8 protein-coding genes and 3 pseudogenes are annotated in these 13,139 nt (G+C 56.3%); 5 read left to right on the top strand and 6 right to left on the bottom strand.

Annotated elements, in window-relative coordinates:
• The 4 genes from CUJ84_RS33765 to CUJ84_RS33780 all read right to left on the bottom strand — a co-directional run bounded on the left by CUJ84_RS33765 (window position 1) and on the right by CUJ84_RS33780 (window position 5,912).
• On the bottom strand, window positions 1-882 hold the full coding sequence (locus tag CUJ84_RS33765) for an ABC transporter permease (RefSeq protein WP_105009868.1): 882 nt from the start codon (window positions 880-882) through the stop codon (window positions 1-3).
• A 1-nt stretch (window position 883) separates the two neighbouring features.
• Window positions 884-1,825 (bottom strand): ABC transporter permease, encoded by a 942-nt coding sequence (locus CUJ84_RS33770; protein WP_105010020.1) that lies wholly within the window; start codon window positions 1,823-1,825, stop codon window positions 884-886.
• 5 nt (window positions 1,826-1,830) lie between these two features.
• Window positions 1,831-3,429 carry an ABC transporter substrate-binding protein gene (locus CUJ84_RS33775; protein ID WP_199788876.1) on the bottom strand — a complete coding sequence of 533 codons (1,599 nt, stop codon included), beginning with the start codon at window positions 3,427-3,429 and terminating at the stop codon, window positions 1,831-1,833.
• Between the two features lie 359 nt (window positions 3,430-3,788).
• Window positions 3,789-5,912, bottom strand: coding sequence for a prolyl oligopeptidase family serine peptidase (locus CUJ84_RS33780; protein WP_105009870.1), 2,124 nt, complete (start codon window positions 5,910-5,912; stop codon window positions 3,789-3,791).
• A gap of 1,014 nt (window positions 5,913-6,926) precedes the next feature.
• Between CUJ84_RS33780 and CUJ84_RS33785 the strand changes: the two genes are divergently transcribed.
• From CUJ84_RS33785 to CUJ84_RS39455, 5 genes and pseudogenes are all read left to right on the top strand, one after another.
• Entirely contained in the window at window positions 6,927-7,940 is a 1,014-nt protein-coding gene (locus tag CUJ84_RS33785) for a D-alanine--D-alanine ligase family protein (protein ID WP_105009871.1), read from the top strand.
• Window positions 7,941-8,168: 228 nt separating this feature from the next.
• A pseudogene (locus CUJ84_RS33790) lies at window positions 8,169-8,738 on the top strand (MFS transporter); the annotation flags it as partial.
• Window positions 8,739-8,807: 69 nt separating this feature from the next.
• On the top strand, window positions 8,808-9,887 hold the full coding sequence (locus CUJ84_RS33795; protein WP_105009872.1) for an IS630 family transposase: 1,080 nt from the start codon (window positions 8,808-8,810) through the stop codon (window positions 9,885-9,887).
• Window positions 9,875-10,957: pseudogene (locus CUJ84_RS33800) on the top strand (MFS transporter); the annotation flags it as partial. The gene CUJ84_RS33795 and the pseudogene CUJ84_RS33800, both read left to right, overlap by 13 nt.
• A gap of 56 nt (window positions 10,958-11,013) precedes the next feature.
• Window positions 11,014-11,361, top strand: a complete 348-nt coding sequence (locus tag CUJ84_RS39455; protein WP_158687004.1) for a CapA family protein — start codon at window positions 11,014-11,016, stop codon at window positions 11,359-11,361.
• A gap of 55 nt (window positions 11,362-11,416) precedes the next feature.
• On the opposite strand, the pseudogene CUJ84_RS33810 reads toward CUJ84_RS39455, so the two are convergent.
• Window positions 11,417-11,926 (bottom strand): annotated as a pseudogene (locus CUJ84_RS33810) (IS481 family transposase); the annotation flags it as partial.
• A 188-nt stretch (window positions 11,927-12,114) separates the two neighbouring features.
• A complete protein-coding gene (locus tag CUJ84_RS33815) occupies window positions 12,115-13,068 on the bottom strand; it encodes a LysR family transcriptional regulator (RefSeq protein WP_105009875.1) in 954 nt (317 codons plus the stop codon).
• Between the last annotated feature and the right edge of the window lie 71 nt (window positions 13,069-13,139).

A 13,139-nucleotide genomic window follows, 5' to 3' on the forward strand; every position in this document is an offset into this window, starting at 1 on the left:
TCAGCGCCGCCTCTTCGCGCGAGGATCGAACAAGTCGCGGAGACCGTCCCCAAATAGATTTACCGCCAGAACTGTGATCGCAAGAAAGATGCCCGGTGCGAATATGGTGAATGGAGCAATTGCCAGGTACAGCCGTGAGCTGGAGATCATATTCCCCCAACTAGAGATTTCGGGGGGTACGCCAACGCCTAAGAAGCTCAGCCCGGCTTCTGTCATGATCGCGTCCGCACATACAACCGCGGTTTGGACCATGAGCGGCGGCAGAGTGCTCGGCAGAATATGGCGCCACAGAATCTTTGGCAGCCGCGCTCCGCCGCAAGCAGCGGCTTCGACATATGCGCGTTCACGCACACTTAGGACCACTGACCTTACAAGTCTGGTCACGCTCGGAATTTGTGGGATGGCGATAGCAATAATCAGAATGCCAATTCCCGTCCCGGTGAGCGAGATGAGCGCGATTGCAAGCAAGAACGTCGGGATCGACATCAAAGCGTCCATCACGCGCATGATGATGTTATCGAAGCTTCGAATGTAGCCGGCGATTACACCGATCAGAAGCCCGGCGAAAGCCGCAACGAGGGCCGATATTAAACCGACCGTTAGAGAGATACGCGCGCCGTAAATTGTTCGAGCGAACACATCCCGGCCCAGGTTATCCGTCCCCAACCAGTAATCGGCCGAGGGAGGATGCAGGCGGACGAACGGATCCATTTTCAACGGATCTCCCGCATAAAGTGGAGCTGCGAGCGTCAGAGCGATCAGGATCACCAAGAGGCCACCGCCGATCAGAACCAGGGGGTGTCTTCGAGCATGGCGGGCGAGGGTTGAGACTCGAAACCGACCCCATTGCCCGGGGCTTCGTAACGAAACAGCGAAAGACATATCAGTACCGAATCCGAGGATCGATGAGCGTGTAAGCAAGATCGACCGCCAAGTTAATCAGGACGTATATTCCTGAGATGACGATAAGTACGCTTTGAATGACCGGATAATCTCGATTGTTGATCGCATCGACAACGAGACGGCCGATTCCCGGGATATTGAACACCGTTTCTGTGAGTACGACCCCGCCAATCAGATAGGCAAAACTAAGACCAATCACGGTGACGATAGGTGCCCCTGCATTTTTCAAAGCATGGTGAAATAACATGGAGTAGGGCGATGCCCCCTTGGCAGCGGCCGTGCGCATGTAGTCCTCCGACAAAACCTCGAGCATGCTCGCCCGCGCGATCCGGGCGATGAAGGCGATATAGGGAAGACTGAGCGCAACAGTCGGGAGGATGAGATGAGCGAACCATGGCCCTAGGCCTTGGCCGATCGGTGCGTAGCCTTGAACCGGGAGCAGTCGCGTCTGGATAGCGAACACATAAACCAGGAAATAACCGACCACGAAAACCGGAAGAGAATAGCCGAGTGCCGAAAACACGGTGAGAGCGCGATCGACGAAACCTCCAGCTCGCCAAGCAGCAAGAATACCGAACGTCACTCCGCCTGCCACTGAAACGAACAATGTCAAAAGCGACACTGATAGCGTCGGCTCAATCCTTTGTTTCATGAGTTGAAGGACCGGACGTCCGGCAAAGACGGAGGTACCGAAATCGCCTCGCAGAGTGCTTTGTGCCCATTGTCCAAACTGTACTGGCAGCGGCTCGTTTAGCCCCAGTTGCTCTCGAACGCTGGCGACCATCTGCTCGCTAGCAGTCGGCCCGGCAATGATGGCTGCTGGATCTCCAGGCGTTAGCCGAATGAGAAGGAAGATGAATATCCCGACCATCGCCATGACGACGATGGCCGAGATCAACCTGCGAAGGATGTAGTACGCCAAGAGACTCACCCCTTTTCCATATTCCACATCGGAACATTGCCGGTCTTCAGACCGACAAGGCCGGTCAGCTCCTTCCGGTGAGCAACGGGTGATACAACCTGGCCCAAGCTTATCAAGCTCGCGTAGTTCCACCAAACCTGCTGCATTTCGCGAGCGAGTGCTTGGCGTTCGTCGAGTGTCTCGACGTCCGGCCATTTTGCACGCAACGCCTCGTATTCGGCTGATTCAGGCCAGCCGAACCAACTTTCCTCTCCGTTCATCGCCATCCAGGCCGCAGTTGTCGGATCGCCGAACTGGAAATCAGTTGCAGAGGAAATAAAGATGCTCCAGCCACCTTCGTCCACAGAAACCTTCTTGGCCCTTCTGGTAACAAGGCCAGCCCAGTCAGTCGATGCAAGCTCCGCATTGATCCCAATCTTGCGCATCTCCGATGCGAGTAGCAGCGAAGCGTTGTGCGCTTCTCCCCAGTCGGTGGGATCGAGGATAACGACCTTCTCGCCAGCGTAGCCGGCCTCCTCAAAAAGCCGCTTGGACGCCTCCGGGTCACCACCCTCCTTGTACCAATCCGTGTTCGCTTCATTGGTATAAGCTGTGCCGGTCCCAAACAGCGATTTGACGGGACGACTGTATTGTGGCGATGGATTGATGACGCGTAAAAACGCCTCCTGGTTAATGAGGTGCAACATCGCCTGCCGCGCCTTGACGTTGTTAAACGGCTTTTGCAGGCAGTTCATGCGGAGAAAATAGTTGTAGCCTGATTTGAACAGATCCTCGAGCACAAGGCTCGGATCGCTTTCGATCAACGGGTAAAGATCGGCTGGAGGCGCACCAAGGAAATCGATCTCTCCGGCCTGCAAGGCTGAAACGGCCGTCTGCTGATCCGGGAAGTCGCTCCAGATGACACGACTGACTCTGGCGATCTTTCCACCGGCAAGTCCGTCAGGGGCCTCGCTACGGGGAACATACTCTTCAAACTTGTCGAACGTAATATTAGCCCCAGGTACGAAAAGCTCCTCGTTGAACTTAAATGGTCCCGATCCGATGTGCGTGGTGACCGCTTCACTTGGCGGACGATTTGCGTCCTTTTCGCGCATGATGAACAGCGGGTAGGTGCTGACTTGCGCGAGTTGATCAATCAGCAAACCAAGTGGCTCTTTAAGGGTGATGATGAAGGTTTTGTCATCATTTTGAGAAACATCCTGCGCCCGCTGCTTCACCAGACTCCCGCCTGGTGTTTGGAACCAACGTCGAATTGAGGCAACACAATCCGCAGCGGTAACCAGCGTGTGATCGTGCCAGCTCAGTCCGTCTCGAAGCTGGAAAGCGTAAGTCCTCTTGTCGTCCGAAGCGCTCCAATCCCCGATCATTTGCGGCTGTGGTACGAGTTTTGAATCGAGGCCGAAGAGCATATCGTAGACACCAAAGGCGTAATCGCCGATATCTACGTCTGTCGTAGTGTAAGGATCGAAAGCCTGCGGCACGCCATGGGACCATTTCACTGGTTCTCCTCCGGCCGATGCCTGCGCAAGGAGTAGGGACGGGAACGACGCTGCCGCTCCTATCGCCATGCTCGCTCTCATTACGTTTCTCCGAGAGATCTTCATTGTCTAAATTCCCCTACTTGTTTTTGATTTCATCGTGTCCGTGACCCTAGCTGTAACGACGTGGAACAGGTGTCGCTGGGTCGCTTCGAGGGCGCGCCTCTCTCCGGCGAGCAAACTGGCTACGCCGAATGGAGTTGACAAATAGAGTTTCGATATGTGGTCATATCGAAACAAGATCGCTGATATCTTTCAGAGACTTACACTCTCATACGATCGTGAATGTCGAAAGATATCGAGCCTAACTTCGTCGTTTGACAAAGCTCTAGCCGTGCACTTCAGTTGCTGAGATGCGATAAAGGCCTTGCGGAGACCTAGGACGTCAGCATCGCTCGGCCCGCTGGACGGGCTATGCTATTGCTTCATTTCAAGCTATCTGCAAGATTGACTCGATCAAGGATCCAAGCTTGGCGGAATGCGGCTTCTTCCACTACCGCGGGCCCGTGTGAGAATCCGGAGTGACCGCCGAGCATGCGGGTCCTAAAGACCAGCGCAGGGTCGCGGTTGGGCGTGCAGGAGCGGCGTTGTGCGACGTACCTCGCAGGTTGATGATATAGTACCTGACTGTCATCGAGCGCGGCGTCAATGTAAGTTGGCGGGAGTGGTCTATCAGCGTCAAGGTTGTAGTATGGGTCGTACGTCCGCATGTAACTGTACTCGTCCGGAGCGCGCGGGTCTCCGTATTCCGCCGTCTCCGCCAACGCGAACGGCATGTTGAAGTCCAGCTCGGTGTCGATGATGTCGGCAACTGGAACCTCCGCGATCACGGCCCGAAATAAATCAGGTCGCAATGCGGCCGCAGCCAACACGGTACCTCCACCAGCACTTTTTCCCTCAATGATAATTCCGTCGCGCGAAGCATAGCCCTTCTCAACGAGAGTCTCGGCACATCTGATCAAATCTGTGTAGGTGACGGTCTTTCGATCACGAATGGCCGCATCATACCAGCGACGCCCGAACTCTCCGCCCCCCCGTACATGCACGATGCCAAAGGCGATCCCTCGATCAAGAAGACTCAAGCGCTCATCCAGGCATGAGGGTGCGGAGAAGAAGGAGGGCCATCTTGTCGTGCCGTAACATCCGTAGACGTTCAGGAGAACCGGGCCGCCGGGCTGTCGGTCCCGGCATGAGACCAGTGAAATCGGCACCTGTACCCCGTCTTCGGCATCCGCCATGATGATCGTTGCAACGTATTGAGAGGCGTCGTAGCTCGGGACCTTGGCTTGATAAACGATTTTCGATCGGCCGTTTTCCATATCGTATTCGGTGAATGTGTCCGGCCTAATAAACGAACTGACGGAGTAGATAAGCTGTGAGCTGCAGAAGCGATGCCGCGCCACCGAGTAAGAGCCTCCTGCCGAAACTCCGACTTTCAACGTGCACGTGCTCGCCTCGGGAACGATGACAGATTTAACCTCTCCAGTTCGCCCATATACGACAAGCCGAGGTCTAAGGTTTTCTCGCTCAAGGGAAACCAGATCCTGATCGAACACGTGAACTTCCTCTAGGGTCACTCCTGCTCGATGAGGAACAAACTCTTTCCACTGCGACGGCGAAGGGTCGTCTGTTGGCGCGCTCACCATTCGCCAGTCCGGGCCATTGTCGTCTACACGGAACAGGAATCTATCGTTCCAATGTTCAGCATAAATCTTGTGTCCTAGATCGCGTGCCACGATCCGGCGCCACTTCCCTTTCGGACTGTTCGACGCGAGACACCACACTTCCGCGGCACCTCGTTGAACGCGTAGCGTGTTGTCACAACCGGGGACCACGTTGAGAAACAGCCAAGCGCCGCTGTGCGATCGCCGAACCACTACCGCCAGCCGCTCGTTTGATTCTTCGAAGACAACCTCGGATTTGCTGGCCTCCACATCGAAACGAACGATCCGATCATGCTGGCGCCTGTCACTGCGCTCCTGTGAGAAGAAGAGTGATTGGCTGTCGGCGGCCCAGACTGCCTGGCCTACCCTTGCCGGGCCTCGCCACACTTCTTGGCCCCTAGAAACATCCCGCACCCTAAGTTCGAAACCCTCATCGCCAACGACATCAAAACTATACGCTAGATACCGTCCGTCATCGCTTGGTTCGAAAATGCCAAGCGTGAAGAAGACAGCCGCGTGGGGTATCAAATTTGGGTCCATTACAAGTTCGTCAGGGCCTCCCGCTACCGGCCGGCGCCACCATGCCGGATGAGGCAGGCCATCTTCCTGCATCCGAAAATACTCAAAGGGACCCACTGTCAAAACAGGATGACTACCACCGCCGGCTTTACGCGCTTTAATTTCGGCAACCAGTTGCTGTTTGATCTCCGCCAGGTGCGCTGTCGCCTGTTCCGCGTAACGGTTCTCTGCTTCAAGATACTGGAGCACATCGGGGTTTTCGCGATTGCGAAGCCAGCCGAACTTATCAGTCGTGACATCTTCATGAAGGACGCGGATTCGCGCCTCGGCACGAGGAAGCGGCGGGTGCAAAATTTGCTCTCCCATCATTTGTCTCCAGACAGGGGACGTATGGCGACGATGATGCCGGCTTTACGCGAATAGTTCGCAGTTTTCATTGATGTGCCTCCCATTGAGCGTTGAGTAGCCTAGCTCGCGGGTCTCAGCATCTCCTGATGTTGTAGAGCTGGAAACAGTGCAGCTTAGGACTGGTTCGTTGCTGAAAATTGGAGAGCTCTTTCAGACTTGGCAAATATCAAATCGATATTCCAGCCATCGAGAAGCTAGATGGGCTGTGTTGCTGAGGAAGGGATCCATGTGAGCTTGCAACTCAAGTGCAGCGTAGGCGCGGGCTCAAGATGAATTGCGGCGCTCAGTGTGCGCCGAGCGGTATCGCGATCGGACATCAGTATGCCCGGTGATCTCCGAGGAAGGCGCAGCGGACGGCTGGTAGTCTAGAAGCACGATCGGCTAGTCACTGTCCTCTCTGCTGCAATAGGCCCAGAGCTCGCACATCCAATCGACAGGGCACCGCGACCGAACACTTCTTGGAGGTGCTGGACCACGATGGATAGTTCCGCTGCTTCCGCGGGGCTCCGTGCCTGAAACAACATCTGTGCGAAAGGCACTCGTGCGTCTTCGAATGTGTCACCCATGGCCTGGACAGGATCATGTTTGAGGGCCACGACCGGCAGCCGAAAGTCAGCACAATCCTTGTGACTCACTCAAGGGCCACCATGCAACGTGGCATCAAGGCTTGTGTGGCGCCGGCGCTTAGTCAGGTCCGATCGACGTGCCCGGTTGCTCCTCTTCGACTTTGTGAGATTTAAGACATTTGGGTGCGAAAGCGACAGCCAAGTACTACTATTTACGGCGGCGACGCGGGTAACACGTGGCTTTGGAGCCTCATTTCGCGGAACGTCATCGTTGGCACGCCGATTGCTACAGTCATGTGGCCCGGTCAGAGCGCTGGGCGTAAATGCCGATAGATACATAGCGAATCGAGGAAGGTTGCCAATTAAACGGCGTTTTGTCCTCGTGTTCTTTCGTTGGAGTATGACCATGCTAATAGCCGTCGTGTGTAATAGCGAATTCACGGGCGTAATCAACCGGTTCGGCCAGCCATATCCGCAGCCGCCGCAACCGTGGCCGCCGGAGGGACGAATAGTTGACAATGTGCTGGCGGCGCTGCGAGAAGGCGGCCACGAGACGCTGCTGTGTCAAGGGAATAAAACACTACTCGCTGTGGTTGAGCAGTTCATGCCACCCGATCCGCTAACCGGCCGCCCCTCGGGAATGGTCTTCAACTTGGCCGAAGGAATACAGGGCGAGTACCGTTTCACCCACGTTCCAGGAATGCTCGAAATGGCTGGTGTTCCGTATACCGGATCTAGTCCGCTCGGGCATGGGCTGACGGACGATAAAGTCATCAGCAAGATGCTTATGCGCGATAGTGGCGTGCCAACGCCGAACTTTCGCGTCATGCGTCGCGGCACCGAGAGCACCGGCGATCTGCAATTTCCGTTGGTAGTGAAGCCGCGTCACGAGGACAACAGCTTCGGGCTGCGAGTCGTCCATGACGCAGCTCAACTTAGGCCGGCAATCGAAATGATCGACGCTCAGTATGCGCAAGATTCGCTCGTGGAAGAATACATCGAGGGGCGGGAAATCAACGTAGCGCTGCTTGGAAACGAAGATCTCGAGGTGTTTCCTCTCGTGGAGCACGATCTCGCCAAGCTCGACACTAAAATTTTGACCTGGGAAGCGAAGTACCTGACGGCCGCGCAGCCGCCAAAGATTTGCCCGGCGATAATCGGGAGCAGACTTGCGGCATCACTGAGGGATATTTCGATTGCTACTTTCCATGCTTGCCAGTGCCGCGACTATGCCCGCGTAGATCTTCGGATCGATCGTTTCGGCAAACCTTTTGTTCTAGAAATCAACTCAATGCCGGGTCTCAGCAGGAGCTCCCCTTATGTACTAGCCGCGATGGCTGCGGGACACAGCTACTCGAGTTCGATCAATGGCATCCTTGATGTCGCCCACAAGCGGTATTTTGGAAATGGAATCCAATAGGAATCAACCGCTGATCCAAAAGACGCCGACCGGCACCTCAGAGAAGGTGCACACGCATGCAGCCGCTTGCGATACGGTCCTGGCGTCTCGCTAGCGCGGGCTCAATTCCGAAGGCTGGCGGAAACCTCCGCCAGCGCTTCGCCGCACCCATGACATTCGAGACCTGGCGTTTCGCACCGAATATCCTGCTGCCTCGCAGCATCGCCGTTGGATGAGAGCTAAAGAGATATGCGGCATGAAAAATCGAGTTCAGTCACTTCGACAGCATTCACCCCGCTCCGAAATAAGGTGTTCCGTTCAATCTGGACGGCCACACAAATCGCAAGCCTTGGATGGCTCATTCAGACGACAGCAATCAGCTGGCTGATGGCCACGACCTCCGCTTCCGATGTAATGGTCGCGCTAGTGCCGGCCTCTTCCACTCTACCGGCGTTCCTCCTGTCAATCCTCGCAGGAGCTATTGCCGACGGTTTCAGCCGACGCTGCGTAATGCTCATCGGCCATTGTTTGATCGCGTTTTCTTCGCTGATGCTGGCCATATCCGTTGCACTGGGATTCGTCAGTCCTTGGCTGATATTAGGGCTAGGCTTCCTGGCGGGATGCGGTTTCGCGGTGAATGATCCCGCTTGGCACGCCTCTGTAGGCGACATCCTGGAGAAGCGTGACGTTCCGGCGGCGGTCACCTTGATGTCGGTTGGGTATAACATTGTTCGAGCGGCAGGGCCGGCAATCGGGGGGCCAATTCTTGCTTTTTTGGGGCCTCTTACCGCATTCGTGCTAGCAGCTCTCAGCGACCTAGTGGATTGATCGCGACGAAAGATTCCGTCCTGAGATTCCCAACCGTTTGGGATTGTGCGACGGTTGGGGATGCGCACAGGGATCACATTTGACGTCACCGCCGCCGACCGTTCTCGGCTTGAAGCCATCATTGCTGCCCCAACGTCTCCGCAGAAGCATGTCTGGCGGGCCAAGATCATCTTGATGAGCGGCAACGGCCTGGGAACGGTCGCCATCATGCAGGCGACGGGAAAGTCCAAACCTTGCGTTTGGCGCTGGCAGGAGCGTTTCATGTCCGAGGGGGTCGATGGCCTGTTGCGCGACAAGAGCAGGCCTCCGGGCATGGCGCCTCTGGAGAGCGACGTGGTGGAGCAGGTCGTTGCGCTGACGCTGGAACCGCCTCGACAGGAGGCAACGCACTGGACCGTGCGTGCCACGGCAAATGCCGTTGGGATCGCGGCCTCTTCCGTCGTCAAGATCTGGCACGAGCATGGGCTGGCGCCGCATCGGTGGCGCAGTTTCAAACTCTCCAACGACAAGGCTTTTGCCGAGAAGCTTCACGATGTCGTCGGTCTCTACGTCTCGCCACCGGCCCACGCCATTGTCTTGTCCGTCGATGAGAAAAGCCAGATCCAGGCGCTCGACCGGACCCAACCGGGCTTGCCGCTCAAGAAGGGGCGCGCCGGCACAATGACCCACGATTACAAGCGCCACGGCACGACCACCCTGTTTGCCGCCCTCAATGTTCTCGACGGATCGGTCATCGGCCGAAACATGCAGCGCCACCGGCATCAGGAGTTTATTCGGTTCCTCAACGCCATTGAGGCGGAGCTGCCGAAAGATAAGGCGGTCCACGTCATTCTCGACAATTACGCGACGCATAAACAGCCGAAGGTCCGCGCCTGGCTGGCAAGGCATCCACGATGGACCTTCCACTTCGTCCCGATATCGTGCTCATGGCTCAATGCTGTCGAAGGCTTCTTCGCAAAACTGACACGCCGGCGGCTGAAGCACGGCGTTTTCCACTCCGTCGTTGACCTGCAGGCGGCCATCAACCGCTTCGTCAAAGAACACAACCACGAACCAAAGCCATTCATCTGGAAAGCAGACCCCGATGAGATCATCGCAGCCGTCAAACGTGGGCACCAAACGTTGGAATCAATCCACTAGTGCCGCTTGCTGCGGTATCGCGCTCAAAATGGCACGTGAAATCTTCCTCGCTGCCGTCTGAGCGTGTTCTAACAGCCATTCAAGATGGGCTGCGCTTTACCGCAATGTCGATCCAAATCAGAGCGGCGATTGCACGCGGCACATTGTTCGGCTTTGCAGGCATTTCGATTCTCGCTCTGCTGCCTCTGATCGTCCGCAATCATTTCGCCGGGGGTCCTATCACTTATGGCGCCCTCTTGACTGCGTTTGGCATAGGTGCGTTCAGCGCCGGGCTTGCCGCCGGCCATCTCAGGCGCCTTCTATCCCAGGACCGTCTCATCGCTATCGCATCCGTCGCCTGTGCCGTATGCTGCTTCGTCCTACCCTTGACGTCCTCGATCTGGTGCGCGGCCCTTGCATTGGCTGTCGGTGGTGCAGGTTGGCTCCTCACTTGGACCGGAGTAGACATTTCAGTACAATTATCGAGCCCGAGATGGGTCGTCGGCCGCACGCTGTCAATCTATTATGCCCTTTCTTCCGGCGGGATGGCGGTAGGCAGTTGGGTCTGGGGCGCCATTGCCCAGAATTTCGCACTGACCACCGCTTTCCTAGCCGCCGCCATGGTTTTACTTCTCACAGCAGGGGTTGCATTCCTGCTGCCGATAGAATTGTGGGAGGAAATGGATCATGAGGCCTGTTCGTTTGTAGCGCCGCCGCTCGCACTCGACCTCCAGCCGAGAAGCGGGCCCATCGTGGTCAAGGTCGACTACGTCATAGGAGAGCGGCATCTGGACGCGTTTCTCGAATGCATGCGCGAGCAGCGGCGCATTCAAAGCCGAGCGGGCGCTCGGAACTGGACTCTCCAGCGAAACTTACAGATCCCTGCTCTATGGACAGAGGCGTTTAAAACGCCGACATGGACTGACTATCTACGTCTAAACCACAGACTAACGGCAGCAGACAAGGAATTGGGCAATCGCCTGACCGCACTGCACGGCGGCGGCCGTCCTCCCGAGGCAGTCCTCTCGATTGAAAGAGCAACAGGGTCGGTTAACAGCTGCAACCAACCAATCCGCTCTTCGCGTCCGTAACGATGTTACCTAAAGATGAAGGTTACAGCTACCTACCCAACCCAGACGTCGTTGACATGCTGCGCAACACTCGCCAAAGAAAGCAGCTCGCCGAATGCTGCATCGTCGCCAATCATGGGCATGAGCCAGGCAATCGGAGCCGCAGCCGCCATTATGACAATCCTTTGAGCGCCAAATGGCCGATGCTGGGGTCGATGCGTAATATTGTGCATGGACCACACCAACAGAGAGGCATCGAGATATACAAGGGCAGAGCGATCCTCTACAGCGTGGGGAACTTCGGACATCAGCAGGCGCCGACATGTTCGCAGTTAACGGCAAGGACCAGGACCCACGGACCATTGGCGGAAATCGCCCAAGGGTACGAGACGGATGCGGGATTTACCGATCCAATTTTTACGTGAGTGTTGTCGCAGTGAACCAGTTTCCTCCAGCGCCGGGCGTGGTGAACTGGATTCCGTCGATGGCGACGAACATGTGCAGCTTGCCCTGTTCGGTGCGCACCTCGGCAATGTCGATGTGGAAGTAGCTGATCGGGTAAGCTCTTGAACGTTCGTCGGGAAAACGATTCAGTGGATCGTTTTCTATCCTCCTCAATCTTCGCCGGCCTATCGCCTTCGACATCCGGTAGGCGGCCGATGCCGTGGCGCTGCAGGCAACGATGCAGCGAAGACCGCGTGAGATGCGGGATTGTCGGCTGCAGTGCATAGAGGCAGTCATCGAGCGGCAGCAGCGTATACCGGCGAAAGGCAACGATAACGGCCTCCTCCTCGAAGGAAAGCACCGTCGATCTCGGCTCTTTCGGGCCGGTCGGAAGGTCCGCAACCGAGGATCGCTTCCGCCACTTGGCGACGGTCTTCTGATTATCCCATAACGCCTCGAAAGCGTTCTCAGGCTCTCTTGACTATGTTGTATCGCTCGACGGACTGCCTCTGTCGTCGTGGCGCTCCCATGAAGAACCTGGCCCATAGCGCATCCTTTGATTCGGAAGACAAGGATGCTCCATCAAAGCCTGGGATCAAACATTTAGGGCTCGCATGGACTGCCTGGCTGCAACGGCTGCTCAGCTCCCGTTCACTGTGAGAAGCACTGCGTTAACAGAATCTACACCGCACCAAAAGATACACCTGCCGACATGCGTTCATGACTTCGCACGCTTATGAGTAGGTACGCTCCTCGAGCGGCGTTGCTGCAATCATCTCCTGAACCGCTGTAAGGAACACCGACTCAGCTGGATTAAGGCTTCTGCGAGGGTTCACCACAACATGAATATCGATTTGGGGCAGTTCATCCCATGGCGGTAGCTGCCAAAGAAGTCCCGCATCAACGTCTCGGCGTGCAATGTGAACGGGAAGGGCGCCTATACCCAGTCCGTTCACGATCATACGCCGGACCTCCGGTAGGTTTGCCGAAACACCGCGTGGCTCGGGTTGCAAGTTGACCCGCTCGCGCAGCTGGCGCACCATATAAAGAGGGCCATTTTCGATTTCGGTCTGGAATGACACCGAGGGCTGACCCGCTAACGCCTCAGGGGCAGTATCCCTAATGCCGAACAGCGGATGTCTCGGTCCGCAGAATAGGCCAAAAAACTCGCGAAAAAGGACGCTGCTTTCCATCAGCGGATCGTCCTCGCGCATAAGGCACAATCCCAACGTAGCCTGGTTCTGCCTTATCCGACTGAGGACTTGGGCACTGTCGGTTATCGCTATCGAATATGTTACCTTGGGGAACGCACTGTTGAATTGCGCCAGCACCTCGTCGAAATGAGGACAGATCACATGGCTCGTCATCGCGATAGCAATGTGCCCGGTGACCACGCTTTCAGCCGTAGCCATCAACCCTGGAAGACGTAAAACCGCCCCAAAAAGCAAGCAACATTCCCGATAGAGGGTCTCGCCCGCCGGCGTCAGAGCAAAATGTCCGGGCCGTCGATCTAGAAGTCTCTTCTCGAGAGTATCCTCCAGCCGCTTCAGCGCACTTGAAACCGTAGGCTGGCTGAGCGTCAAGAATTCCGCTGCCCGCGTAATACCACCCTTTTCCACGACCACCGTGAAAGTGCGCAGCAGATTCCAATCGAGCCGCCAAATGAATCGCTCTTCGTATGGGCGCATCATAAATTCCGTCAATGATCGGAATTATGGATATCTGTTTGCACTATGCCTTGCAAGCAGAGATGCTCGGT

The sequence above is a fragment of the Rhizobium leguminosarum genome, assembly GCF_002953715.1.
In the GTDB taxonomy this organism is placed as follows: Bacteria; Pseudomonadota; Alphaproteobacteria; order Rhizobiales; family Rhizobiaceae; genus Rhizobium; species Rhizobium leguminosarum_V.

Bases quoted from the DNA above. Each gene is read 5' to 3' on its own strand.
- CUJ84_RS33765 (WP_105009868.1), bottom strand. From the start codon at position 882: ATGTCTTTCGCTGTTTCGTTACGAAGCCCCGGGCAATGGGGTCGGTTT.
- CUJ84_RS33775 (WP_199788876.1), bottom strand. From the start codon at position 3,429: ATGAAGATCTCTCGGAGAAACGTAATGAGAGCGAGCATGGCGATAGGA.
- CUJ84_RS33780 (WP_105009870.1), bottom strand. From the start codon at position 5,912: ATGGGAGAGCAAATTTTGCACCCGCCGCTTCCTCGTGCCGAGGCGCGA.
- CUJ84_RS33785 (WP_105009871.1), top strand. From the start codon at position 6,927: ATGCTAATAGCCGTCGTGTGTAATAGCGAATTCACGGGCGTAATCAAC.
- CUJ84_RS33795 (WP_105009872.1), top strand. From the start codon at position 8,808: ATGCGCACAGGGATCACATTTGACGTCACCGCCGCCGACCGTTCTCGG.
- CUJ84_RS39455 (WP_158687004.1), top strand. From the start codon at position 11,014: ATGCTGCGCAACACTCGCCAAAGAAAGCAGCTCGCCGAATGCTGCATC.
- CUJ84_RS33815 (WP_105009875.1), bottom strand. From the start codon at position 13,068: ATGCGCCCATACGAAGAGCGATTCATTTGGCGGCTCGATTGGAATCTG.